This is a genomic window from Streptomyces sp. NPDC001070 (genome assembly GCF_053598835.1).
The window spans coordinates 1-24,140 of the sequence record NZ_JBSFLB010000005.1 but is presented as its reverse complement, the minus strand read 5'-3'; the positions used below and the strand labels follow the sequence as shown (position 1 = coordinate 24,140).

Sequence of the window (24,140 nt, the reverse complement as noted above, 5' to 3'; positions counted from 1 at the left end):
AGCAGCCACCCGAGGGGACCCGCCCGCATGAGCACGAGCACCCGCGCGCAGCTCGCCGACGCCCGGCTCTACCTGTGCACCGACGCGCGCAAGCGCCAGGGCGGCCTGACGGAGTTCGCCGCGTTCGCGGACGCCGTGCTGGCCTCCGGGGTCGACGTCATCCAGCTGCGCGACAAGAGCCTGGAGGCCCGCGAGGAGCTGGAGTACCTCGCGGTCCTCTCGGAGGAGTGCGGACGGCACGGCAGGCTGCTCGCGGTGAACGACCGCGCCGACGTGGCGCATGCCGCGGGGGCGGACATCCTCCATCTGGGCCAGGGCGACCTGCCCGTGGCCGCCGCCCGTGCGCTGCTGGGCGACGAGGTGATCATCGGGCGGTCCTGCCACTCCGAGTCCGAGGCCGCAGTCGCGGCTGGGGTTGCCCATGCCGAAGGCCAGGGCCCCGTGGAGCCCGGTGCGGACTACTTCTGCACCGGGCCGGTGTGGCCCACCCCCACCAAGCCCGGCCGGCCCGCGCCCGGCCTCGGCCTGGTGCGGTACGCGGCGGGCCTGGGCGCGGACCGGCCGTGGTTCGCGATCGGCGGGATCGACCTGTCCAACGTGGAGCAGGTGCTGGACGCCGGCGCCCGCCGGATCGTCGTCGTACGGGCCGTCACCGAGGCCGGCGACCCGGGCGCGGCGGCGGCCGAGCTGGCCAAGCGAGTGCGCTCGTACGAGGACTGAGCGCGGACCGGGTGAGGGCCGGGCGAGGGCCGAGCAGGCACTGAACAGGCGCGGAGCAGGCACCGGGTGAGGACCGGGCACCCCTCGGGGCGTCTCGCGGCGCGAGCGCGGCATGTCCAAGGGGTGGACATTCGGGTGGCGTCTGTTGGGGCGTCCCAGCCCTCGCCGTTAGCCTGAGGCGCATGGCCCTCGGAACCGCCTCCACCAGGACCGACCACGCGGTCACCATTCGTGAGCTGCTCGCCTCCGGCGAGCGCTCGTACTCCTTCGAGTTCATGGCGCCGAGGACCGAGAAGGGCGAGCGGACGCTGTGGAACGCGATCCGCCGCATCGAGGCGGTGGGCCCGACCTTCGTCTCCGTCACCTACGGCGCAGGCGGCAAGTCACGCGAGGGCACGGTCCGGGCGACCGAGCGGATCGCCTCCGACACCACCCTGACCCCCGTGGCGCACCTGACCGCGGTCAACCACTCCATCGCCGAGCTGCGCAACATCATCGGCCAGTACGCGGACGCGGGCATCCGGAACATGCTCGCGCTGCGCGGCGACCCGCCCGGCGACCCCATGGGGGAGTGGCAGCGGCACCCGGAAGGCGTCGACTACGCCTACGAACTGGTGCGGCTCATCAAGGAGTCGGGCGACTTCTGCGTGGGCGTCGCCGCCTTCACCGAGATGCACCCCCGCTCGACGGACTGGGAAAGTGATACGCGTCACTTCGTCGAGAAGTGCCGGGCGGGCGCGGACTACGCCATCACCCAGATGTTCTTCAACGCCGAGGACTATCTCCGGCTGCGTGACCGGGTGGGGAAGGCACGCTGCGAGACGCCCATCATCCCCGAGATCATGCCGGTCACGAACGTGCGGCAGATCGAGCGCTTCGCCCAGCTGGGCAACGCGCCTTTCCCGCAAGAGCTCGCGGACCGTATCCTCGCGGTCAAGGACGATCCGGCCGCGGTGCGGGCGATCGGGGTCGAGTACGCGACGGAGATGTGCCGGCGGCTGATGGCCGAGGACATCCCCGGACTGCACTTCATTACCCTTAATCACTCCACGGCGTCGTTGGAAATCTACGAGAATCTGGGACTGCACCAGAGGTCGTGAGGGCGGAGCCGCCGCCCCGGTGGGCCGACGACGGTGAACGGTGAGGAAGTGCGCTCATGGCCTACACAGTGCTCTACATCGCCTTCGGGGTGGTCGCGCTGTGGCTGCTCGGTGAAGTGCTCCTGCAGTACAAGGCTCGGCTGAGGTGGCGGCTGCTCGCCTTCGCGGGGTTCCTTGGCGTCGTCCTGGGCGTCTCCCTGCCCTCGGTCCTCGTCATCGTGGTGGGCGCCGTCGCCTTCGGCGCCGGCCAGACCTTCGTCACGCTCTCCTACCGCCGCGGCTTCGTCGAGGGATGGGCGCTGCGCTCTCCCAAGGAGGACGCCGACGACGAGGACAGCGAGGAGGAGGCACCGCCGCTGCCGCGCCGTGCCGGCGGCCGCAGGGGCCGGGGCGCGCAGCGAGACGAGGCGGCTGCCGACGGCATGACCGCGTACGAGACGCCCGCGGACGGCCTGACCGGGTACGAGGACTCCGGCACCGGAACCCCTGCCGGGGCGGGCGTCGGGCAGTCCTACGACAGCTACGCGGCCGCCGGGCCGGCCGCCGCGGGCCCCGCCGGGCCCGGGATGGACTCCACGCAGGTCTACCAGCCCGTGCCCATGCACGAGGACAGCGGCGAGTACCCGATGTACAACGGGCAGCCCAACTACAACCAGGAGCCCTACGCCGGCGCCGGCTACGAGAACTACGGCGCCACCACCGGCTACGGCGACTGGAACGGCGCCCAGCAGCAACAGCAGCCCGCGGCCGCCTCGTACGACGCCTACGGGCAGCAACAGCAGCAGCCCGGCGGCTGGGACCAGCAGGCGGCGTACGGCACCTACGGCGGTGGCTACCAGGACCCGTACCAGCAGAACCAGGGCACGCAGCAGTACGGCTACGACACCCCGGCCGGCGGCGTCTGGGTGCCCCAGCAGGGCGGGGAGCAGCAGCCGTACATCCCGCAGCAGCAGAACACCTACGACCAGCAGCAGGGGCAGCAGCAGGGCCAGCAGGGTCAGTACGACCCCTACGACCCCTACCGCTACAACTAGGCCGCTGCCGGCCCGCTCCAGCCGGAAGTCCGGCAGCCCGGCGTCGCCGAGGACCTCTCGTCCGCGGCGGCGCCGGACGCGTATGTCAGCGGCTGCCGCCCGGACCGCCCGCTATCAGGTCCGCGGCGATGGCGCCGGACATGCCGGTGTGGGCGAGTCCGCCGCCGGGGTGGGACCAGCCGCCCACGAGGTACAGACCGGGGACGAGCAGGCGGTTGCCGGGGTGCAGATGCGCCCCGTCGGCGCCGGCCAGGGCAGGGCGGGGGAGCCGGCCGCCAGGGGTGCCCGTCTCGTCCTCGGTGTCGGCGGGTGTGTGCACGGCCCGCCACAGCAGGCGGTCCGTCAGATCGGGCAGGACCGCCGCCGCGACCGACTGCACCGCGTCCGCGGCGCGCTCGGCCAGGCCGGGTGCCCGCCAGTCCACCCCTTGAGGGCCGTGGGGCGGGGCTGTGACGCTCAGCGTGACGGCCTCCGTGGCGCCGTCGGGCCGCAACGAGTCGTCGTCGGGGCGCAGCACCGTGACCGTCGGGCGGTCGCACAGCTCCCCGCGCGCCAGGGCCGCCGCCTCGGCCTCCGGGGCCGCGGCGTGAACGACCGTACGGTGCACGGCGTCCGAGGGCCGGGCCCCGCGCAACGCAAGGCAGACCGTGAGCCGCCCGGGGCCCTCGCAGCCGGGGCCGGGGCCGACGCCGTCCCACAGTCGGTCGCCGCGCCAGGACCCCCCGGAGCCCCGCGACAGCAGCGGGGGAAGCAGCCACGGAGCGACACCGGCGACCACGGTGTCGGCCTCCACCTTTGTGCCGTCGGTGAGTTCGAGCCCGGCCGCGCGGCCGTCCTTCTCCGTGATCCCCGCGACCTCGGCGCCGAAGCGGAACTCCACCCGGCGCGCCACGCACCGCGCGTGCACCGCGTCGGCCAGCGCCCGCATGCCGCCGCGCACGTACCAACTGCCGAAGGTCTGCTCCATGTACGGCAGTACGGTGGCGCTGCCGGGGACCGTACGCGGGTCGAAGCCGTAGGCCAGCGCGTACGAGCCGAGCAGCGCGGCGAGCCGCGGGTCGCCCAGTTCACGCGCGGCGACCTCGGCCAGCGTGGGCGCGCCGCGCCGGAACAGACCGCGCCGCACGGCGGGCGCCGGATACGGATCGCGGAGGAGCAGGGCCGGGTCGGGGGCGAGCGCGTCCTCCAGCAGCGGGCGGCGCGTGGCGTCCCAGACGTCCCGGGCCCGGACCAGCATCTCGCTCCAGCGCTCGCCCGCGCCGGCCCCGAGCGCCGCGTCGAGGGCCGTGACGACCCCGCCGCGCGACGCGTTGGGCAGCGACACGGCCGTGCCGTCGGCGAAGACGTGCCGGCTCGCCGGATCGACCTGGGTGAGCGCGACGCTGTCCTCCAGGCTCTCCTTGCCGGTCTTGACGAACAGGTCGCGGTAGACCGCGGGCAGATGCAGCAGTCCGGGGCCGGTGTCGAAGCCGAAGCCCGCGCGCTCCAGCCGCCGCAGCCCGCCCCCGTGGGTGGCGGCGCGCTCGTACACCGCCACCCGGTGCCCGCCGGTGGCGAGCCGGGCGGCGGCCGCCATGGCGCCCATTCCCGCGCCGATCACCGCAATCCGTGCCATGTCAGGGACTCTAGCCCCAGCCACCGACAACGTCGCTACCGGCCTTGCGGCGTTCGCGACGGGCCTTCCAGCGCTGCCGGAAACGGCGGATCCGGGACAGTATGAAGATCACCGTGATGACGCCGAGCACCAGCAGCACCGCCGCGATGCTCGCCGCGGCCACCGGGTGGAAGAGCGCGAAGACGATGATCCCGGCGACGCCGACGTCCTCCGCGAGACTGATCACGATGTTGCTCGCCGGCTCCGGCGAGGTGTTGACCCCCATCCGGACGCCGGCCTTCACCAGATGGCTCACCAGTGCCGTCGTCCCGCCGACCGCGGCCGCCGCCAGCTCCGGCAGCGAACCGTTCTGACCGGCCAGCAGGGCCGCCACCACGCCCCCGGCGACCGGCCGGATCACCGTGTGCACGGCGTCCCACGTGGTGTCGACGTAAGGGATCTTGTCGGCCACCGCCTCGCAGAGGAACAGGATCCCCGCGGCGATCAGCACGTCGGTGCGCTCCAGGGCCGGGGGCACCTCGTCGCTGACGCCGGTGACGCCCATCAGGCCGAGCAGGAAGACCACGGCATAGGCGTTGATCCCGCTCGCCCAGCCGCTGGTGAACACGAGCGGAAGTACCGACATGGGCCGTGATGGTACCGACCCGCGAAAAAGCACCGCACCCTTTGAGCGATACCGCCCAGTAGTGAGTACCTGTACTCAGACCCCCACTTGAGTACGTGTACGGATGGGCGCGGGCCCGCGCGGACGCCAAGGTGGAGGCAACGGAAGGGCACGGCACCGGCACCGCCGACACGGGGCGGCGGAACGGCGCGGCGCCCGGCCGTATCGGGGGTGCACTGGGGGAAGCGCCGCCCTGGAACGGCCCGACGGGGGATCGGGCCGCGCCGGGGCGGCGCACCGTCGTACCGGCCGCGTACACCTAGGCGCGGGCGTGCCCGGCGACCCGGCCCTGCAGCAGCCGCGACAGGGCCGCGTGCACGTCGTCGATCGACCGCTCCGGCTGGAACGACAGCCAGTCGAGCGCCGCGACGAGCACCATCCCGAAGAGCGCCGCCGCCGTGAGCGGCACATCGATCTCGTCGCTCAGCTCCTCCGCCGCCACCGCGTCGCGCAGCGTCTGCTCCACGACCGCGACCGCCTCCCGGCGCAGCACCATGAGCGTGTCCTGCCAGGCGCGGTTGGTCCGCCACAGCTCGGCCACGTACAGCTGCGTGAAGGACGGGTACTCGGCGATGAAGGCGAGCCCGGCCCGGATCATCGCGTCGATCGCGTCCACATTGCTGCCGCCGCGCGCGGTGACCCCGGCCCCCGCCTCCCGGAGGGAGGCCGTGAGCAGGCCGACGCCGTGCCGCAGCAACTCCTCGAAGAGCTCGTTCTTGCTGGCGAAGTTGTAGTAGACGGTGCCCTTGGCCACCCCGGCGCGCTCGGCGATCTCGTCGACCGTGGTGGCGGAGAAGCCCTGCTCGGCGATGAGCGTGACCGCGGCCTGGAAGAGCTTCTGCCGGGTGGCCTGGCGTCGTGCACTGTTCATGACGACGATTCTCTACGGTCCCGGCGGCCGGATCCGTCCGGCCTCACAGAGACAGCTCCGGATGCAGCCGGTCCACGGTCCACACCTGCTTGCGGCGGGCCGACACCGCGGTGAGCGCCAGTGCGCCCGCGGTGAAGGCGAGCAGCACCAGGACGGCCCGCCACACCGGCCAGAGCCCGCCGCCCGTGATCAGGTGGCGCAGCCCCTCCACGACGTAGGTCATGGGCAGGAACGGGTGGATCGCGTTGAAGAAGTCCGGGCTCGTCTGGACCGGGTAGGTGCCGCCCGCCGAGGTGAGCTGCAGCATCAGCAGCGCCAGCACCAGCACGCGGCCCGCCGGCCCGAAGCGCGCGTTGAGCCACTGCACGATGGCGGCGAAACACGCCGTCACCAGGATGAGGAAGCCGATCGTGCCGGCCGCCCGCGCCATCTGCAGACCGATCGCCCAGTGCAGCACCGCCATCAGGGCCAGCGTCTGCGCGATCCCTATGGCGAGCACCGGCAGCCAGCCTGCCACCGCGATCCGCCAGGCCGGGGCGCCCGCGGCCATGGCGCGCCTGCTCAGCGGCTGGAGCAGCATGTAGGCGACCATCGCCCCGACCCACAGGGACAGCGGGATGAAGTAGGGCGCGAAGCCCGTACCGTAGTTGGGCGCCTTGTGCAGGGACCGCGCGGCGAGCCGGACCGGGTCGGCCATCACCTCGGTGCGGTCGGCGCGCTCCTTCCGGTCGTAGTCGGGGATCCGGGACGCGCCGTCGTGCAGGCCGTCGGCGAGCTGCCCGCTGCCGTCGGTCAGTCGGGTCAGGCCGGTCGTCAGCTGGTTGCTGCCGTCCGACAGCCGGTACATCCCGCCCGCGAGGGTGTCGGCACCCGAGGCCAGGTCCCCGAGTCCGGAGTCGAGGGTGCCGGCGCCGGCCGAGGCGGTCCCCAGGCCGCGCGCCACCTTGTGGGCGCCGTCGTTGAGCCGGTTGACGCCGTCGACGGCGTTCTGCAGCTTGGTGGCCAGCGCGGGGTCGGACAGCTTCACGGCCGCCGAGTGGAGCGTGCCGAGGTCGCCTCGCAGCTCGTTCAGGGTCGCGGTGTGCTGGCGCACATAGGTGTCGAGGCGGGCGGCGACGTCCGCGACCTCGTCGGCGGTGTCCGCGGCCTTCTTCACCGCCCGGCACTCGGGCGTGACTCCGCCCAGCGGGCACTGCTCGGCATAGGTGTCGTGGATCCCGGCCGCGGCCGCCCGCGCGTCCTTGGCCGCCTTGGCCGCCTGCCGCGGCAGGTCTCCGAGGCCGCCCTGAGCGGCCTGCGAACCCCGGGCGACGACCCGCGCCACCGCGTTGATCTCCTTGATGTGCTTCTTGACGAAGGTCAGCTCGTCGGAGGCGCTGTTCACCTTGTCGGCCAGCGCCTGGGTCCCGGCGGCGACCTGGCCCGCGCCGGAGTCGAGCGCCCCCAGGCCGCTCGCGAGGGAGTGGCTGCCCTTCTTCGCCGTGTGCAGGCCGCCGGCCAGCTGCCGTGCGCCGTCCTCGGCGGTCGAGATGCCGTCACCGAGCTTCTTGGAGCCCGTGCGGGCCGTGCCCGCGCCCTTGGTGACGTCGTCCGCGCCGTCCGCGGCCTTGACCGTCTCGCCGTGGAGGTCGGAGAAGGCCACGAAGATCTTGTCGTAGAAGCCGCGCGACGCATTGGTGGAGGCCGCCGACCGCACCTCGGAGAAGACCGTGCGGGAGATCTGCCCGACGATGTAGTTGTTGGCGTCGTTGGTGCGCACCTGGAGCGCGCCGGTCTGCGGGCGCCTGCCGGAGCTCGACGCGACGCGTGCGCTGAAGTCGGACGGAATGGTGAGCGACAGGTAGTACGTGCCGTCCTCGACGCCCTCGGCGGCCTCGGCCGCGCTGGTCTCGTGCCAGTCGAAGGTGTCGCTGTCCCGCAGTCCGCCGACGATGGACTCGCCCGCGGCGAGCCGTTCCCCGTTCACGATGGCGCCCTTGTCGGCGTTCACCAGGGCTACGGGGATCTTGTCCAGCCGCCCGTAGGGGTCCCAGAAGGACCACAGGTACAGCGCGCCGTAGAGCAGCGGCAGGAGCAGCAGCGACACCATGGCCGCGCGCGGCAGCCTCCCCCTGCCGAACTTCCTCAGCTCAAGCGCTGCCAGCCTCGGCGTGCGCATCGGCCGCCCCCTCCTCGTCGGTCTCGTCATCGGTGTTCGCCGCCGTGTCCACGGCGGTGTCGGCGGCGGGGTCCTGGGTGCGCACCACCACGGCGTCCCCGGGCGCCTCGGAGCACACGGCCAGTACCGTCGTGCCGCTCGCGGCGATGCCGCGCAGCATCGCCCAGGCCTGGTCGCGTTCGGCCGGGCCGAGCTTGTGGTCGGTGTCGTCCACCGCCAGCACCTTCGGGCGGGCCAGCAGCGCGAGGGCGGTGCCCAGGCGCAGAGCCTCTAGCCGCTCCAGGTCCCGGGCGGCGGTGCGTTCGGCCTTCGGCAGCGCGGCGAGGTCCAGCCCGGCGGCGGTCAGCGCCTTGTCGACGCGTACCCGGGCCGCCGCCTCGTGGTCCGCGCGGGGCCGCGCCAGTTCGCGCAGCGACTCGCTGAACCGCCGCTGCAGCAGCACGCGTTCACGCAGGTGCTCGCCGACCGTGAGCGCCGGGTCGAGTTCGGCGACCCCGGTCACGGGGCCGAGCGCGGCGACGCGGCGGACCGCGGCGAGCTGCTTGGGCAGCCGGTGGCCGGCGACCTCGGCCGTGCCCTCGGTGGCGCGCATGCGCCCGGTCAGCGAGAGCAGCAGACAGGTGCGGCCCGAGCCGGAGGCGCCCTCGACGGCGATCAGACTGCCCGCCGGCGCGGTGAAGGTGACGTCCCGGAACACCCAGCCCCGTGGCCCCTCGAGTCCGAGGCCCTGCGCGGTGATCACTCGCCCGCCCCCATTCTTTGAACTGACCAGTCAGTGCAAAAACTCTACCGCAGGGGTTCACTGCTCCGCGAATCCAGGGGCGTTGTCCGGTCATCGTGACCGTTTGCCCAGGTCAGGGCGATTGTCAGTGGTGTGCTTCACGATGAGTGGTGAAGGCCAGGAACTGTCGGACACGTCATACGAAGACAGGAGGTATGTGATGACCGCGTCAGTCCGCAGCGCCGCCGTCGCCGGCGGCAGTGCCACCGACGTTCATCCCGTGCTGCGCAAGGCCACCGCCCCCGCGGCCGCAATCGACCTGCTCGTCCAGGCCCGGCGGGGGCTCGACGAGGCCGCCGTCCTCGAGACCCCCAACGACCGCTTCGCCACCGCCCACTTGGCCGCTCTGCGCACCGCCGCCGCCGTCCTCGCGGTGCGCGGCCGTCCCGAGCCCACCAGGCGGCGCCGGCAACGGATACGCAGCGCCTGGGAGGTGCTGCCCGAGGTCGCGCCCGAACTCGCGGAATGGAGCGCCCTCTTCGAGGCGGGCGCCCGGCAGCGGGCCCGCGCCGAGGCCGGCATCCAGGGAGCCGTCACCCCCCGGGAGGCCGACGATCTGATCCGCGCGACGGGGATGTTCCTGCGGCTGGTGGAGCGACTGCTGGCGCTGCAGCCCGCGCTGTACCGGCAGCAGGCCGACCGTCCCGCTTGATCGGCCGCCGGGCGGCCGCCCACTAGAGTGGGTCCCAGGCTGGGCCGACCGGACCCCAGCCCCGTCCGCCCGCGAGGAGCCGTCCGCATGTCCCGTCCAGGAGGGGCCGAACCGCTGCGGCCCCGCGCAGCCCTGCGTACCGCCGTGGTCTGGGAGGTCCTGCGCGATGCGCTGGACCGGCAGGCCAAGGCCTCCGGACGGGACGTCCTCGACGTGCTCGACACCGGTGGCGGCACCGGCAACTTCGCGGTGCCGGTGGCCAGTCTGGGCCACCGGGTGACCGTCGTCGACCCCAGCCCCGACGCCCTCTTCGCCCTCGAACGCCGCGCCGCGGAGGCGGGCGTCACCGAACGCGTCCGCGGAGTGCAGGGCGACGCCCACGGACTGCTCGACGTCGTGCCCGCCGGCAGCCACGACGTCGTGCTCTGCCACGGCGTCCTGGAGTACGTGGACGACCCCGCCGAGGGCGTGCGCAACGCCGCGGGCACCCTGCGCCCGTCCGGCACCCTCAGCCTGCTCGCGGCCAGCCGTCACGGCGCCGTGCTCGCCCGCGCGCTCGCCGGTCACTTCGGCGAGGCCCGGCACACCCTCGACGACCCCGACGGCCGCTGGGGCGAGGGCGATCCGATGCCCCGTCGCTTCACCGCCGACGAACTGACCGCGCTGGTCGCCGACGCCGGACTGCGGGTCGGCGCCGTGCACGGCGTACGTGTCTTCGCCGACCTGGTCCCCGGCGTCCTGGTGGACACCGAACCGGGCGCGATGGACGCCCTGCTGCGCCTGGAGCTGGCCGCCGCAGAGCAGCCCGCCTTCCACGCCGTGGCGACCCAGTTGCACGTTCTGGCCGAGCGCGGCTGAGCCCCCGCGGGGGACGGCTTCCCCTACACCTTCCGGTCACCCAGCGGGAGGAGTCCGTCACACGCCCCCCGATTCCCGGTTCAGGGCCGTATGCTGGCATGACGTGGCGTTCGACGGGGAAAACACCCACCGTCGGATTGGCGTAGTGGGGCGGGTTTCACGGGGGCGATTCCCTGCCTATCCTGGAAGGGTCGTACTGGTCGCTCCCCCGCGACCGACGAGGAGGAGGACTCCGTGCCGCTCTCGGAGCACGAGCAGCGCATGCTCGAGCAAATGGAGCGAGCGCTGTACGCCGAAGATCCCAAGTTCGCGTCGGCGCTTGAGGGAAGCGGGCTGCGCACGTACACCAGGCGGCGGGTCTACCTGGCTGTGGCGGGCTTCCTGGTGGGCATCGGGCTGCTGATGGCAGGCATGATCGCCCAGCAGCCATGGATCAGCGTTGTGGGCTTCCTCGTGATGCTGGGCTGTGCCGTTCTCGCGGTCACCGGCTGGCGCCGTGCCGCCAAGCCCGGTACGGCGGCCGCTCCCGCAGGGCACTCCCAACCGGGTGTCCCCGGACGAGGCAGGCGCCACCAACCGCGCCGCAAGATGATGGACCGCATCGAGGAGCGGTGGCAGCGCCGCCGCGACGAACACGGCCACTGACACACCGACCATCGCAAGGGGGCGGGGTTCCGACCGGAACCCCGCCCCCTTGCGCTGTGCCTTCCGCCGCGTGGCCCTCGCGGCACCCACCGGGTCCTGAAGGTGTGGGCGTCCCCGGCCCCGCGTGCCGGGCGGACCCGGCCGCGGGCGCGGGCGGGACCTGCCCGGAACCGCCCGGAACCGTTTCGAGGCCGTTCAGAGCCGTTCGCGGCCCGTCCCGGCCGGGGGACGGGCCCCGAACGGGCCGGAACCGCTTAGGAGGCCCGGCGCTGCCGCAGCGGCCGCATCACGGCATCGCCGGCACCCCGCAGCCGGGCCGAGAACCGGGCCGTCGCCTCCGACCAGCGCTCGGTGAGCCGCCACACGACCCGGACCGTGGAGCGCGGCAGGAGCACGGCGCGGATCCGCGTCACGCGGTCGACGTTCCGGCGCAGCCCCTGGCGCACCAGCTGCACGTCCTTCGCCGTGCCCGTGGCCTTCGGCGGCCGCGGTGAGAAGAGGGCCTGCTCCACCGCGGTCGCCAGGCGCTGCGCCGCCTCCGCCGGGGCCCCTTCCAGCCCGCCGTCGCGGATGAGGCGTGCCGCGACCCGGCGCGGGGTCTCGGACTCGTCGGGCCGCAGACCGTAGTCCCAGGCGGTGTCGATCAGCTCCAGCCATGCCGCCAGTGTCCGGGCACCCTCCCGGGCGCCCGTGTCGTCCAGCTCGCGGCCGGTCAGCCCCTGCCGGGCCGCGTCCTGCTGCCCGTCTTCCCCGTCCGTCGCGGCCGGGGCGTGGCCGGTGAGCTCCAGCCACGCCGCCAGGGCCACCGGGTCGTGGCCGCCGCGCAGCCGCTGGAGGCGCTGCTTGCGCCGCCACAGCAGCGGCAGCAGGAGGACCAGGACCACGAGCGGCACCACGGCCCAGGCGATGACGCGCAGCGTCCAGTCGGCCACCTGCGGCCAGATGCCTTCGTCGCCCGCCCCGCTGCCCGAGGCCCCTCCGAGGGGGCCGCAGTTGCCGAGCTGGGCGTCCTTGCCCAGGCAGGCCGACGGGGCGGTCGGGCCGGTGCTCGCGACGGCACCGGCGCTCGCCTCCGGGGTGTCGGGTGCCGCGGGGCCGCTGTCGGAGGTGGCCGCATCCTGGGTGTAGTCCGGCGGGGTGCCCCGGGTCGGCGTGGGCTCGAACCGCGTCCAGCCGACGCCCTCGAAGTACAGCTCGGGCCAGGCGTGCGCGTCCTTCAGCCCCACCGCGTAGGCGCCGCCCGACTCCGGGGATCCGGGCGTGAAGCCGACCGCCACCCGCGCCGGGATCCCGAGGGTCCGCGCCATCGCCGCCATCGTGAAGGCGAAGTGGATGCAGAACCCTTCCTTGTTGCGCAGGAATCTGGTGATCGCCTGTACGCCGGTGCCCGAGCGCACCGAGGTGTCGTACTGGAAGGCGCCGGAGGTGAACCAGCGCTGCAGCGCGACGGCCCGCTCGTAGTCGTTGGAGGCGTTCTTGGTGACCTGCAGGGCCGTCTTCGCCACCACGTCGGGCAGCGTGCCGGGCACCTTCGTGTACTCGGCCCGCAGCCTTTCGTCCGCCGGCGGCGCGGCGGCCAGCTGCTGCGCGGTCGGCTCCAGATGCAGGCTGCTCACCTGATACCGGGCGCCGGAGGTGTTCTGGCCCCGGTCGCCGATGATGGTGCGCCCCGTGGGCTCGTAGCGCCAGCGGCCGTCGATCTGCACGCGCGTGGCCGGGTACGGGAGCGGCAACCACATCTGGACGTAGTTCTTGTCCGCCGCGACCGAGGTGACGACCTCCGAGGACTTCACCTCGGAACCGAGCCCCGGCGGGGCGGGCAGCGCCTTCGGCACGGCGAAGAGGGAGCGCTGCGAGGGCTCCCACTTGTCGCCGGTGAACCGGTCGAGTGCCACGATCCGCAGATACATGTCCGAGTTGGAGGCGGCGTTCGTCCGGTACCGCAGCACCACCCGGTCGTCGGGCTGGTTGAGGTTGTCCTGGAGCGCGACCACCGGGTTGACCGCGGAGATCGTGCCGCCGCCGCGTCCGTTGCCCGTCCCCGAGCCCCCCATCGGCAGCAGACCCACGCCCATCGAGGGCAGCGCGGCGGGCGCCACCAGGGCGATGCCGAGCGCCATCGCCCCTATGCGGCGCCCGGTGCGCACCGGAGCCATCGCCGGCCCGGACGGCCCGCCCAGGGGACCGGCGTACCCGGAGCGCGCCGCGCCCCCCGAACCGCCGAAGACCCGGCCCCAGCGCGAGATGCGGTCCCGGCCCTCGGCGAGCAGGAGTAGCAGATAGCCGGTGGCCGCCAGCAGGAAGTACGGCCAGCGGGTGCCGTCGCCGCCGGCCAGTCCCGCCGCGATCGAGTACAGGGCCAGCAGCGGCAGGCCGGCCGGGGCCGCGCTGCCGTAGGTCACCGCCAGGGCGTCCACGGTCAACCCGATCAGCAGCACACCGCCCAGCAGCAGCAGGCGGATGCCCGGGGTGACCGGCGCCGGGATCGCGAACTGGGTCACGTCCTGCATGGCCGCCGTGAGCAGGTGGCCGAACTCGGTGTACGCGGCCGGCCCCGGCAGGAACCCCAGCAGCGCCTGCTCGCGCGCGAACATCAAGGTCAGCACCAGCAGTGTGACCGCCGCCTGCGCCAGCACGGTCAGCGGCCGGGCCAGCGGCACCCGCCGGGTCAGCGCGCCCACCCCGGTCTGCAGAAGCACCAGGAAGGTCGCCTGCAGGATCCAGGTGCTCGGCGTCGCCAGCGGCAGCAACGAGAAGGCGGTCATCAGTGTCGCCGCCGCCGCGCAGACCGCGAGCCGTCCCCGTCCGCTCATCATCGCGTCCCCGCCTCCTCACGCGACCGGTACCGGTCGGCGCGCTGCCACAGCTCGGGCAGGGCGGCGCCGGCGGCGGCCGGGAGCACCGTCCAGCCCGCCTCGTGCAGCATCCGTACGGTCCGTGCCGAGCCGTCCTCCGGCTCCTCGCCGTTCCCGCCGTGCGGCGGCGCAGCGGGCCGGGCCGGCCCGTCCACGTCCAGCGCCCCCCACACGGCGCTGTCCAGGACGAAGGCGACGGCGGCGCCGGCCCGCTGCCGCATCCGGCCCGCCATCGCGGCCTGCTCCTCGTTCAGGTCGCCGAAGAAGGCCACCAGCAGGCCCTCGCTGCCCGTGCGCAGCACGTCCAGGGCCCGCGACAGCCCGGCGCCGTCGGAGTGGTCGACCACCGCCAGGGTGTCCAGCAGGGCACCGGCCGCGTCGGAGGAGTCGGTGCCGCCGAAGCCCTCGGACCCGGGCACGGTGGTCCCGGTGTCGGTGAGCAGCCGCACGGAGTAGCCGCGCTCCAGCATGTGCACCGCCACGGACGCGGCGCCGGACACCGCCCACTCGAAGGCCGAGTCGGGCCCGGCGCCGAAGTACGCCTCTGCCCGGGTGTCCAGCAGCACCGTGCACTGGGCGCGGTGCGGCTGCTCCTCGCGGCGCACCATGAGCTCGCCGTACTTGGCGGTGGAACGCCAGTGCACCCGGCGCATGTCGTCGCCGTGGCGGTAGCCGCGCGGGATGACGTCGTCGTCTCCGGCCAGCGCCAGGGCGCGGGTGCGGCTCTCCCCGTAGCCGGAGGAGTCGCCCCTGAGCTTGACCGGCGGCAGCGGCTCCACCCGGGGCACCACGGTCAGGGTGTCGTACGCGCTGAAGGAGCGGGTCAGCTCGCACATGCCGAAGGGGTCGGTCAGCCGCAGCTGCAGCGGCCCGAGCGGGTAACGCCCGCGCAGGTCGGAGCGGACCCGGTAGGACACCTCGCGGTGCCCGCCGGGCTCCACCCGGTCCAGGATGAAGCGGGGCCGCGGCCCCAGCACGTACGGCACCCGGTCCTGCAGCATCAGCAGCCCGGTCGGCAGCCGCGACACGTTGTCCACCCGCAGGTGCACCCGCGCCTCGGACATCGCCGGCACGCGCGAGGGCGACAGCCGGCGGCTGCCGGCGACGCGGTAGCGCGTGCGGTACAGGACCGTCACGCAGACCAGCGGCAGCACGGCCAGCAGCAGGCCGACCCGCAGCAGGTCCGGCTGCCCCAGGACGTAGGCGCAGACGGCCGCCGCGATCCCCGCGGCGAGGAAGGACCGGCCACGGGTGGTGAGGCCGCCCAGGGCGGCCCGGAGGCCGCTTTCACGCTCGGTCACGCGGTACCTCCAGCACCCACGCCCGTCGTTGGGGTCATCGGCTGCCGTACGGGTCGGGGACCGGCGTGCGTTGCACGATCTCCGCGACGACCTGCTCCGGGGTGCGCCGGTTCAACTGGGCCTGCGCGGTGGGCAGCAGACGGTGCGCCAGTACGGAGGAGGCCAGCGACTGCACGTCGTCGGGGAGCACGTAGTCCCGGCCGTCCAGGGCCGCCGCGGCGCGTGCCGCGCGCACCAGGTGCAGGGTGGCGCGCGGGGAGGCGCCGAGTCTCAGGTCCGAGTGGCTCCGGGTGGCCGAGACCAGGCTCACCGCGTAGTGCCGTACGGCGGCCGACACGTGCACTGTCCGTACCGCTTCGACCAGTTTGACGATCTCGTGGGCGTGGGCGACCGGTTGCAGGTCGTCCAGCGGGCTGACCCCCGCGTGCACGTCGAGCATCTCCAGCTCGGCCTCCAGGCTGGGGTAGCCGATGGAGACGCGGGCCATGAAGCGGTCCCGCTGCGCCTCGGGCAGCGGATATGTTCCTTCCATCTCCACCGGGTTCTGGGTGGCGATGACCATGAAGGGGCTCGGCAGCGGGTACGTACTGCCGTCGATGGTGACCTGCCGCTCCTCCATCGACTCCAGCAGCGCCGACTGCGTCTTGGGCGACGCGCGGTTGATCTCGTCGCCCACGACGATCTGCGCGAAGATCGCGCCCGGCTTGAACTCGAAGTCGCGGCGCTGCTGGTCGAAGACGCTCACCCCGGTGATGTCCGACGGCAGCAGGTCCGGCGTGAACTGGATGCGCCGCACCGAGCAGTCGATCGACCGGGCCAGCGCCTTGGAGAGCATGGTCTTGCCGACGCCGGGGACATCCTCGATCAGCAGATGTCCCTCGGCGAGCAGCACCGTCAGCGCAATCCGTACGACCTCGGGCTTGCCCTCGATCACGTTCTCCACCGACCGGCGTACGCGGTCCGCCGTGGCGGTCAGATCGCTGAGGCTTGCTCGCGCGTCATAGGTCGTCACCCGGTTCTCCTCGGCCCGTTCCTGGGGACACGGCCATCCCTGGACCGGCCCTCCCCGTTACACAGAGCATTCTCTCCTTCAACTATGCTCCGCGTCACTCCGCTTCCGTTACTCGTTTGTGATTTCCCGCAGCAGGCCGGTGTGCACGTCGAACACAAACCCCCGCACATCGTCCGTATGGGTCAGGAAGGGCGAGGTGCGGACCCGCTGTATCGACTGGCGTACGTCCTGGTCGACGTCCCGGAAGGACTCCACCGCCCAGGTCGGGCGCTGGCCGACCTCCTCCTCCAGCTCCGTGCGGAAGTCCTCGGTCAGGGACTCCAGGCCGCAGCCGGTGTGGTGGATCAGCACGACCGAGCGGGTGCCCAGGGCGCGCTGGCTGATGGTCAGCGAGCGGATGGCGTCGTCGGTGACGACGCCGCCGGCGTTGCGGATGGTGTGGCAGTCGCCGAGCTCGAGGCCGAGCGCCGCGTGCAGGTCGAGCCGGGCGTCCATGCAGGCGACCACGGCCACCTTGAGCACCGGGCGGGCGTCCATGCCGGGGTCACGGAACTGCGCCGCGTAACGCCGGTTCGCCTCGACCAGCCGGTCGGTGACGGACGCGGTGTCGGTGGTGGCGCGAGCTGCGGACTGATGCGCGTTTATCGACATGACACGACCGTAGAGGGCGCGGCCTGTTCCGACCTGCTGTGAGGCCCGACAAATCTCGGTCAAACGGGTGCACTGTGAGGTAACCCACAGGCGTCGCGCGCGCTCGCCCGTGCGGGTGATTCGGGCGCCGGTGGCCACCAGGGCCCCTGTGCCGGGGCAGGCTTCTCGTTGACCGTGGGGGCCGGTGGAGTAAAGTGGCGCGAAGTGGGTCGCCAACCAAGCGCGGGAGGTGCGGATGTTCCTCGGGACGTACGCGCCACGGCTGGACGACAAGAGCCGGCTGGTCCTCCCCGCGAAGTTCCGCGAGCAGTTCGCGGACGGCCTGGTCATCACCAAGGGCCAGGAGCGCTGCCTCTACGTATGGCCGGTCGAGGGCTTCCACGCCCTCACCGAGGAGCTGCGCCGGGCACCGCTCACCTCCAAGGCGGCGCGTGACTACATGCGCGTGCTGTTCGCCGGCGCCCACGACGAGGTCCCCGACAAACAGGGCCGGGTCACCCTTCCGCAGCCCCTGCGCGACTACGCCGGACTGCGCCGCGACTGCGCGGTCATCGGCGCGAACACCCGGGTCGAGGTCTGGGACGCGGCGGCCTGGGAGGACTATCTGGCGGGTCAGGAAGACGCCTTTTCGGCGTTGTCCCAGGAGGTGCCTCCCGGCTTACTGTGACCTCGCCCGTAGCCTGATGACTCACGTACGAGTACGTGACGCTCGGCCTCCTCCCGCTCCCCGGTCCGCTGGCACTCCTTCCCCGGTGCCAGAAGGCCGCCCACGAGCGGGCGGGGACCCAGTGGTACGTCCCCGCGAGCATGAGAAGAAGGGCTACATGAGCACCACCCCCTCCGAGCCACGCCACGTCCCGGTGATGCTGGACCGCTGCCTGGACATGCTGGCGCCCGCGATCGACGCACCGGGCGCCGTGGTCGTGGACGCCACCCTCGGCCTCGGCGGGCACAGCGAGGCGCTGCTGCGGCGGTTCCCCGAGGTCCGGCTGATCGCCGTGGACCGCGACCCCGCAGCGCTCAAGCTCGCCGGCGAGCGGCTCGCGCCGTACGGGGACCGGGCCACCCTCGTGCACGCCGTCTACGACGAGATCCCCGAGGTGCTGGAGCGGCTCGGCGTGCCCAAGGTGCAGGGCATCCTCTTCGACCTCGGCGTCTCCTCCATGCAGCTGGACGAGGCCGAACGCGGCTTCGCCTACGCCCAGGACGCGCCGCTGGACATGCGCATGGACCAGACCACCGGCGTCAGCGCCGCCGAGGTCCTCAACACCTACCCGCCGGGCGAGCTGGTGCGGGTGCTGCGCGAGTACGGGGAGGAGAAGTTCGCCCGCAAGATCGTGGACGCGATCGTGCGCGAGCGGGCCCGCGAGCCCTTCACCAACAGCGCCCGGCTCGTCGAGCTGATCCGCGAGGCGCTGCCGCAGGCGGCCAAGCGGACCGGCGGCAACCCGGCCAAGCGCACCTTCCAGGCGCTGCGGATCGAGGTCAACGGGGAGCTGACGGTGCTGGAGCGGGCCGTCCCCGCGGCCGTCGCCGCGCTCGCCGTCGGCGGCCGGATCGCCGTGCTGTCGTACCACTCCCTGGAGGACCGGCTGGTCAAGGGCGTCTTCGCGGCCGGAGCGGCGAACACCGCGCCGCCCGGGCTGCCCGTCGTCCCCGAGCAGTACCAGCCCCGGCTCAAGCTGCTCACCCGCGGCGCGGAACTGCCGACGGAGGACGAGATCGCCGCCAACCGCCGGGCCGCCCCGGCGCGCCTGCGCGGCGCCCAGCGGATCCGCGAGGCCGTGGCGTGAGGCGGCGCACGTCGGCGGCGCGCTCGCCCTTCGTCCTGCTCATCGTGCTGCTGCTGGGCGGCGGCCTGATCACCCTGCTGCTTCTCAACTCGGCTGTGAACCGGGACTCCTTCAAGCTCAGCGAACTGCAGAAGAAGACCACGCAGTACACCGACGAGGAGCAGGCGCTGCAGCAGGAGGTCGACGAGTTCTCGGCGCCGGACGCGCTGGACGATCAGGCCAGGGAGCTGGGCATGGTCCCCGGGGGCAACCCGGCCTTCCTCGCCCCCGACGGCACCGTCCTCGGCAGCCCCGGCGCCGCCCCGTACGTCCCGGCGCCCGCCCCGAGCACCGCCCCCGCCACGGTCGCCCCCAGCGGCTCCGCGGCCGCCTCCCTGGGCCCCTCGCCGTCGCCCGCGCCCAGCACCACCCCCGAGGAGACCCCGTGACCACCGCTCCGGGGCCCCGTGCCCTCCGCCCGCCCCGATCCGCCCGCCCGGACGGCCGGGAAGGTGCCGGGGCGTGGTGACCCGCGACGGGGAGCCGCCGCGCAACCGCGGCGACCGCGGCGGCGACCGGGAGAACGGCGCCGGCGGTCCGGGCCGTGGCGCCCAGGGCCGTGGGCGCGGCGGTCGGAACCCCGCCGCCGGCCGGGGCGGGGGAGCCCCCGGCAGCCGCGGTGAGGGCACCGGAGGCGCCCCCCGGCGCAATCAGGTGCCCCGGGGCCGTGACGGCGGCGCCGGAGCCGCAGGACGGGGCTCCGGGGCGGGAGCCTCAGGACGCGACGGCGGCGCCGGAGCCGGCGGACGCGGTGGCGAATCCGGAGAGCCCCGCCGCAGGCCGGCCCCCGGTCAGCGGGCGGGGGCCGGACGTCCCGGCGCACGCGGCGCCCGGCCGCGCGACGGCGAGGCACGGGCCGCCCGCGAGACGGGCCGTGACCCGCGCGGCCGCAGGCCGTCACCCCGCGCCGAGGGATCCGAGGCGCCGCACGGGCGCACCCCCGGAGCGCGCAGGCCGTCCGGCGGGCGCGAACGCGACGCCAGGGCCCGAGACCGGGCCGGCCGCCAGGCCGTGCCGCCGCGGCGCAGGCCCCCGCGCCCGGTGGCCCCGTCGGGCGTCCCGCTGCTGCGGCTGGGCAGGCCGCGCCCCCGGCTGCGGCTGGTCAGCTTCGCCCTGACGCTGGTGATGCTGACGTTCGTCATCAGGCTCTTCCAGGTGCAGGCCGTGGACGCCGCGACGTACGCCGCCAAGGCCGAGGTCAACCGGAACGTCAAGGTGACCCTCGCCGCCGAGCGCGGCACGATCACCGACCGCAACGGGATCGACCTGGCCACCACCGTCGACGCGTACGACATCACCGCCGACCCGATGCTCTTCACCCCCGAGTACGCCAAGGCGAAGGACGCCCCGGCGCGCGCCGCCGAACTGCTCGCGCCGATCGTCGACGGCGACGAGAAGAAGATCGCGAAACAGCTCGCCGACTACCCGGGGTCCCGCAACGAGATCATCGCCCGGCAGCAGTCCCCGCAGGTCTGGAACCAGATCAAGGACCTGCAGAGTGCGCTCGCCGACAAGGCGGAGAAGGGGGACGGCGTCAACTACCTCGCCGGGGTCTTCCGGCTGCGGCACGCCAAGCGCGTCTACCCCGCCGGAGACCTCGCCGCGGGAGTGATCGGCTGGGTGAACGCCTCCGGCGCCGGCGGCGGAGGCCTGGAGAGCCGGCTCGACAAGGCCCTGGCCGGCAAGGACGGCACCGTCACCTACGCCCAGTCCGGCGGCCGCCGGGTGCCCACGGCGAATGTGCAGGAGCGAGCCGCCGAGCCCGGCACCGACGTGGAGCTGACCCTCGACCGGGACATCCAGTGGGCCGCCCAGCGGGCGATCACCCAGCAGGTGAGGGAGTCCGACGCCGACCGCGGCTACGTGATCGTCCAGGACACGCGCACCGGGGAGGTGCTGGCCATGGCGAACGCCCCCGGCTTTGACCCCAACGACCTGACCAGGGCGGACCCCACCGCCCTGGGCAACGCCGCCCTGCAGGACGCGTACGAGCCCGGCAGTGTCAGCAAGCTGATGTCCATGGCCGCGGTCCTCGACGAGGGCGTGGCCGCCCCGGACACCCACGTCACCGTCCCCGGCACCCTGCCCCGCGCCGACCGGGTCTTCCACGACGACGTGGACCACGGCACCTGGCATCTGACCCTCAACGGCGTGCTCGCCAAGTCCAGCAACATCGGCACGATCCTGGCCGCCGAGCACCTCGGCAAGAACCAGAGGCAGGCGAACCGCGTCCTCTACTCATATCTGAGGAAATTCGGCATCGGGCAGCCCACGGGGGTCGGCTTCCCCGGGGAGACGCCCGGCATCCTGGCGAGGCCGGACCAGTGGAACGCGTCCCAGCAGTACACCATCCCCTTCGGACAGGGCCTGTCGCTGAACGCGCTGCAGGCCACGTCGGTCTACTCGACGATCGCCAACGGCGGAGTGCGGATCGAGCCCAGCCTGGTGCGCGGTACGACCGGCCCGGACGGCCGCTTCGTCCCGTCCCCGGAGCCCGCGAAGACCAGGGTGGTCACCAAGAAGACGGCCAGGACGCTCTCCACGATGCTGGAGTCCGTCGTGGGCGACGAGCAGGGTACCGGCATCAAGGCCCGGATCGCCGGATACCGCGTCGCGGGCAAGACCGGCACGGCCAACCGGGTGGACCCGGAAACGGGCACCTACAGCGGCTACACGGCCTCCTTCATGGGCTTCGCTCCCGCCGACGACCCGCGGCTGACCGTGTCCTGCGTGATCCAGAACCCGACCCGCGGCAGCTACTTCGGCGGCCAGATCTGCGGTCCGGTGTTCAAAAGGGTCATGGAATTCGCCCTGAAGTCCCTGCAGGTGGCGCCCAGCGGTGCCAAGACCCCGAGCCTGCCGGTCGAGTGGGACCCCTCGAAGCCGTGACCGGCGCGCACGGGAGGAAGGAACGGCGGCCGTGAACGGACACGACCCCAGCCCGGCGGGTACGGGCGGTAGCCCCGCGCACGCGGAAAGTACCGGAGAAAGCAGCAGGCCGGAAGCCCGGCGAGGGCCTTTTGGCCGGGAACCCGGCCCGGCGGGTACTCTCACCGCCGTGTCACTCGCTGATCAGTCCCCCCACCGCAAACAGACGCAGCCGGGCGCGCCCCGTCCCTCCCGGGTCCGGCCCGTGCCGCCCGCGGAACTGGCCGCGCGGCTGGGCGCGGAACCGCCCGCGCCGAGCGCCGCCCCGGTCACCGGGATCACGCACGACTCGCGGGCCGTCCGCCCCGGCGACCTGTACGCCGCGCTGCCCGGCGCCCGCTTCCACGGTGCCGACTTCGCCGCCCAGGCGGCCGAACTGGGCGCCGTCGCGATCCTGACCGACCCGGCGGGCGCCGAGCGCGCCGCCGCGACCGGACTGCCGGTGCTGACGGTCGAGGACCCACGGTCCCGGATGGGCGACCTGGCCGCCGAGATCTACGGTCGGCCCGGAGAGGAGCTGCTGCAGATCGGCATCACGGGCACCTCCGGCAAGACCACCACCGCCTACCTCATCGAGGGCGGCCTGCGGGCCGAGATGGAACGGCGCGAGGCGCTCGGACAGCAGGTCGGTGGCGAGCGCAGGACCGGCCTGATCGGCACGGTCGAGTCGCGGATCGGCGACGAGCGGATCAAGAGCGAGCGGACCACTCCCGAGGCCACCGACCTGCAGGCGCTCTTCGCGGTGATGCGCGAGCGCGGGGTCGAGGCCGTGGTCATGGAGGTCTCCAGCCACGCACTGGTGCTGGGCCGGGTGGACGGCGCGGTCTTCGACGTCGCCGTCTTCAACAACCTCAGCCCCGAGCACATGGAGTTCCACTCGGGCATGGAGGACTACTTCCAGGCCAAGGCGCAGCTGTTCACCCCGCGGCGCAGCAGGGCCGGCGTGGTCAACATCGACGACGAGTACGGCCGCCGGCTCGCCCGCGAGTCCCAGGTGCCGGTCACCACCTTCTCCGCCGACGGCCACCCGGACGCCGACTGGCGCGCCGAGCACGTCGAGACCGGGCCGCTGCGCTCCACCTTCACCGTCGTGGGCCCGAACGGCGAGCGGATCGATGCCGCCTCGCCGCTCCCCGGCCCCTTCAACGTCGCCAACGCGCTCGCCGCGATCGCCGCCCTGGCCGTGGCCGGGATCGACCCGCAGACGGCCGCTCAGGGCGTCGCCGCCGTGCCGGGCGTGCCGGGCCGGCTGGAGCGCGTCGACGCGGGCCAGCCGTACCTCGCGGTCGTCGACTACGCCCACAAGACCGACGCCGTCGACTCGGTGCTGCGCGCACTGCGCAAGGTCACCAAGGGCAGCGTGCACATCGTTCTCGGCTGCGGCGGGGACCGCGACGAGACCAAGCGCGGCCCGATGGGTGCCGCCGCGGCACGGCTCGCCGACACCGCCGTGCTGACCTCCGACAACCCCCGCTCCGAGGACCCGCTCGCGATCCTCACCGCGATGCTGGCCGGAGCCGCGGGCGTGCCCGCGCACGAGCGGGGCCATGTCGTCGTCGAACCCGACCGGGCGGCGGCCATCGCGACCGCCGTCGCCCTGGCCCGGCCGGACGACACCGTACTGGTGGCCGGCAAGGGCCATGAGCAGGGCCAGGACATCGCCGGAGTGGTACGCCCCTTCGACGACCGAGAAGTGCTGCGCGCGGCCATCGAACGGGCCGCCGGCACACCAGCGCAGGAGAAGGACCAGGACCAGCTGTGATCCCACTCACCCTCGCCGAGGTCGCACACGCGGTCGGCGGGAGCACGTACGACATACCGGACCCGACGTTGCCCGTCACCGGGTCCGTGGAGATCGACTCCCGCAAGGTGACACCGGGCGGCCTGTTCGTCGCTTTCCGGGGCGAGCACGTGGACGGCCACGACTACGCGGAGCAGGCCGTCGCGGCCGGCGCGGTCGCCGTACTGGCCGCCCGGCCGGTCGGCGCCCCCGCGATCGTCGTGGACGACGTCCAGCTCGCCCTCGGCGCACTGGCCAGGCACGTCATCGAACGGCTCGGCGCGACCCTCGTGGCGCTGACCGGATCGGCGGGCAAGACCAGCACCAAGGACCTCACCGCCCAGCTGCTGCAGCGGCTGGCGCCCACCGTGTGGCCGCCCGGCTCGCTCAACAACGAGATCGGGCTGCCGCTCACCGCGCTGCGCGCCGACGCCTCCACCCGGCACCTGGTGCTGGAGATGGGCGCCCGCGGCGTCGGCCACATCAGGTACCTCGCCGGTCTCACCCCACCGCGTATCGGCGTGGTCCTCAACGTCGGCACCGCCCACATCGGCGAGTTCGGCGGCCGCGAGCAGATCGCCCTGGCCAAGGGCGAACTGGTCGAGGCGCTGCCGGAGGCCGCCGCGGGCGGCGTCGCCGTGCTCAATGCGGACGATCCCCTCGTACGCGCCATGTCCTCCCGC

At 73.5% G+C, this 24,140-nt stretch carries 21 protein-coding genes; 12 read left to right on the top strand and 9 right to left on the bottom strand.

The genetic code is table 11. From position 1 onward, the window contains the following. Positions 1–27 precede the first annotated feature (27 nt). From thiE to ACWDAS_RS07720, 3 genes are all read left to right on the top strand, one after another. Positions 28–720, top strand: a complete 693-nt coding sequence (gene thiE / locus ACWDAS_RS07730; protein WP_450387953.1) for a thiamine phosphate synthase — start codon at positions 28–30, stop codon at positions 718–720. A gap of 182 nt (positions 721–902) precedes the next feature. Further along, entirely contained in the window at positions 903–1,820 is a 918-nt protein-coding gene (gene metF / locus ACWDAS_RS07725) for a methylenetetrahydrofolate reductase [NAD(P)H] (protein WP_450387952.1), read from the top strand. A 56-nt stretch (positions 1,821–1,876) separates the two neighbouring features. Then, positions 1,877–2,854 carry a hypothetical protein gene (locus ACWDAS_RS07720; RefSeq protein ID WP_450387951.1) on the top strand — a complete coding sequence of 326 codons (978 nt, stop codon included), beginning with the start codon at positions 1,877–1,879 and terminating at the stop codon, positions 2,852–2,854. A gap of 85 nt (positions 2,855–2,939) precedes the next feature. Here ACWDAS_RS07720 and ACWDAS_RS07715 read toward each other — a convergent pair whose 3' ends face one another. The 5 genes from ACWDAS_RS07715 to ACWDAS_RS07695 form a co-directional block, all read right to left on the bottom strand. Beyond that, the gene (locus tag ACWDAS_RS07715) at positions 2,940–4,469 is read right to left on the bottom strand and encodes a phytoene desaturase family protein (RefSeq protein WP_450387950.1); all 1,530 of its coding nucleotides are present in this window, start codon (positions 4,467–4,469) and stop codon (positions 2,940–2,942) included. A gap of 10 nt (positions 4,470–4,479) precedes the next feature. Further along, entirely contained in the window at positions 4,480–5,094 is a 615-nt protein-coding gene (locus ACWDAS_RS07710) for a DUF4126 family protein (RefSeq protein ID WP_450387949.1), read from the bottom strand. Between the two features lie 298 nt (positions 5,095–5,392). After that, positions 5,393–6,004 carry a TetR/AcrR family transcriptional regulator gene (locus ACWDAS_RS07705; protein WP_450387948.1) on the bottom strand — a complete coding sequence of 204 codons (612 nt, stop codon included), beginning with the start codon at positions 6,002–6,004 and terminating at the stop codon, positions 5,393–5,395. 43 nt (positions 6,005–6,047) lie between these two features. Further along, a complete protein-coding gene (locus ACWDAS_RS07700; protein WP_450387947.1) occupies positions 6,048–8,162 on the bottom strand; it encodes a YhgE/Pip family protein in 2,115 nt (704 codons plus the stop codon). Then, on the bottom strand, positions 8,134–8,904 hold the full coding sequence (locus tag ACWDAS_RS07695; protein ID WP_450387946.1) for an ATP-binding cassette domain-containing protein: 771 nt from the start codon (positions 8,902–8,904) through the stop codon (positions 8,134–8,136). Before ACWDAS_RS07695 ends, ACWDAS_RS07700 begins: the two co-directional genes overlap by 29 nt. Before the next feature lie 199 nt (positions 8,905–9,103). Here ACWDAS_RS07695 and ACWDAS_RS07690 point away from each other — a divergent pair, with 199 nt between their 5' ends. The 3 genes from ACWDAS_RS07690 to ACWDAS_RS07680 all read left to right on the top strand — a co-directional run bounded on the left by ACWDAS_RS07690 (position 9,104) and on the right by ACWDAS_RS07680 (position 11,098). Beyond that, entirely contained in the window at positions 9,104–9,595 is a 492-nt protein-coding gene (locus tag ACWDAS_RS07690) for an SAV_6107 family HEPN domain-containing protein (RefSeq protein ID WP_450387945.1), read from the top strand. Between the two features lie 87 nt (positions 9,596–9,682). After that, entirely contained in the window at positions 9,683–10,453 is a 771-nt protein-coding gene (locus ACWDAS_RS07685) for a methyltransferase (protein WP_450387944.1), read from the top strand. Between the two features lie 234 nt (positions 10,454–10,687). Continuing rightward, a complete protein-coding gene (locus ACWDAS_RS07680; protein ID WP_450387943.1) occupies positions 10,688–11,098 on the top strand; it encodes a DUF3040 domain-containing protein in 411 nt (136 codons plus the stop codon). 254 nt (positions 11,099–11,352) lie between these two features. On the opposite strand, the gene ACWDAS_RS07675 is transcribed toward ACWDAS_RS07680, so the two are convergent. The 4 genes from ACWDAS_RS07675 to ACWDAS_RS07660 form a co-directional block, all read right to left on the bottom strand. Next, entirely contained in the window at positions 11,353–13,911 is a 2,559-nt protein-coding gene (locus ACWDAS_RS07675; protein WP_450388213.1) for a transglutaminase TgpA family protein, read from the bottom strand. Then, on the bottom strand, positions 13,911–15,254 hold the full coding sequence (locus ACWDAS_RS07670; RefSeq protein ID WP_450387942.1) for a DUF58 domain-containing protein: 1,344 nt from the start codon (positions 15,252–15,254) through the stop codon (positions 13,911–13,913). The genes ACWDAS_RS07675 and ACWDAS_RS07670 overlap by 1 nt, the downstream gene beginning before the upstream one ends. A gap of 34 nt (positions 15,255–15,288) precedes the next feature. Beyond that, a complete protein-coding gene (locus ACWDAS_RS07665) occupies positions 15,289–16,266 on the bottom strand; it encodes an AAA family ATPase (protein WP_450387941.1) in 978 nt (325 codons plus the stop codon). Between the two features lie 108 nt (positions 16,267–16,374). Beyond that, complete coding sequence (locus ACWDAS_RS07660) at positions 16,375–16,917, bottom strand: beta-class carbonic anhydrase (protein ID WP_450387940.1); 543 nt, start codon at positions 16,915–16,917, stop codon at positions 16,375–16,377. A gap of 235 nt (positions 16,918–17,152) precedes the next feature. On the opposite strand from ACWDAS_RS07660, the gene mraZ reads away from it, so the two are divergent. The 6 genes from mraZ to ACWDAS_RS07630 all read left to right on the top strand — a co-directional run. Next, positions 17,153–17,584 carry a division/cell wall cluster transcriptional repressor MraZ gene (mraZ, locus tag ACWDAS_RS07655; RefSeq protein ID WP_450387939.1) on the top strand — a complete coding sequence of 144 codons (432 nt, stop codon included), beginning with the start codon at positions 17,153–17,155 and terminating at the stop codon, positions 17,582–17,584. 157 nt (positions 17,585–17,741) lie between these two features. After that, entirely contained in the window at positions 17,742–18,710 is a 969-nt protein-coding gene (gene rsmH / locus ACWDAS_RS07650) for a 16S rRNA (cytosine(1402)-N(4))-methyltransferase RsmH (RefSeq protein ID WP_450387938.1), read from the top strand. Beyond that, entirely contained in the window at positions 18,707–19,138 is a 432-nt protein-coding gene (locus ACWDAS_RS07645) for a hypothetical protein (RefSeq protein WP_450387937.1), read from the top strand. The genes rsmH and ACWDAS_RS07645 overlap by 4 nt, the downstream gene beginning before the upstream one ends. 652 nt (positions 19,139–19,790) lie before the next feature. After that, on the top strand, positions 19,791–21,638 hold the full coding sequence (locus ACWDAS_RS07640) for a peptidoglycan D,D-transpeptidase FtsI family protein (RefSeq protein ID WP_450387936.1): 1,848 nt from the start codon (positions 19,791–19,793) through the stop codon (positions 21,636–21,638). Between the two features lie 169 nt (positions 21,639–21,807). After that, positions 21,808–23,439 (top strand): UDP-N-acetylmuramoyl-L-alanyl-D-glutamate--2,6-diaminopimelate ligase, encoded by a 1,632-nt coding sequence (locus ACWDAS_RS07635; RefSeq protein ID WP_450387935.1) that lies wholly within the window; start codon positions 21,808–21,810, stop codon positions 23,437–23,439. Then, on the top strand, positions 23,436–24,140 hold a 705-nt coding region (locus tag ACWDAS_RS07630; protein WP_450387934.1), incomplete at its 3' end, for a UDP-N-acetylmuramoyl-tripeptide--D-alanyl-D-alanine ligase. The genes ACWDAS_RS07635 and ACWDAS_RS07630, both read left to right, overlap by 4 nt.

Excerpts from the sequence above, each read along its gene's own strand:
- ACWDAS_RS07675 (WP_450388213.1), bottom strand. The coding sequence starts at position 13,911 with ATGAGCGGACGGGGACGGCTCGCGGTCTGCGCGGCGGCGGCGACACTG.
- metF (WP_450387952.1), top strand. The coding sequence starts at position 903 with ATGGCCCTCGGAACCGCCTCCACCAGGACCGACCACGCGGTCACCATT.
- thiE (WP_450387953.1), top strand. The coding sequence starts at position 28 with ATGAGCACGAGCACCCGCGCGCAGCTCGCCGACGCCCGGCTCTACCTG.
- rsmH (WP_450387938.1), top strand. The coding sequence starts at position 17,742 with ATGAGCACCACCCCCTCCGAGCCACGCCACGTCCCGGTGATGCTGGAC.
- ACWDAS_RS07690 (WP_450387945.1), top strand. The coding sequence starts at position 9,104 with ATGACCGCGTCAGTCCGCAGCGCCGCCGTCGCCGGCGGCAGTGCCACC.
- ACWDAS_RS07660 (WP_450387940.1), bottom strand. The coding sequence starts at position 16,917 with ATGTCGATAAACGCGCATCAGTCCGCAGCTCGCGCCACCACCGACACC.
- ACWDAS_RS07705 (WP_450387948.1), bottom strand. The coding sequence starts at position 6,004 with ATGAACAGTGCACGACGCCAGGCCACCCGGCAGAAGCTCTTCCAGGCC.
- ACWDAS_RS07715 (WP_450387950.1), bottom strand. The coding sequence starts at position 4,469 with ATGGCACGGATTGCGGTGATCGGCGCGGGAATGGGCGCCATGGCGGCC.
- mraZ (WP_450387939.1), top strand. The coding sequence starts at position 17,153 with ATGTTCCTCGGGACGTACGCGCCACGGCTGGACGACAAGAGCCGGCTG.
- ACWDAS_RS07710 (WP_450387949.1), bottom strand. The coding sequence starts at position 5,094 with ATGTCGGTACTTCCGCTCGTGTTCACCAGCGGCTGGGCGAGCGGGATC.
- ACWDAS_RS07685 (WP_450387944.1), top strand. The coding sequence starts at position 9,683 with ATGTCCCGTCCAGGAGGGGCCGAACCGCTGCGGCCCCGCGCAGCCCTG.
- ACWDAS_RS07700 (WP_450387947.1), bottom strand. The coding sequence starts at position 8,162 with ATGCGCACGCCGAGGCTGGCAGCGCTTGAGCTGAGGAAGTTCGGCAGG.
- ACWDAS_RS07720 (WP_450387951.1), top strand. The coding sequence starts at position 1,877 with ATGGCCTACACAGTGCTCTACATCGCCTTCGGGGTGGTCGCGCTGTGG.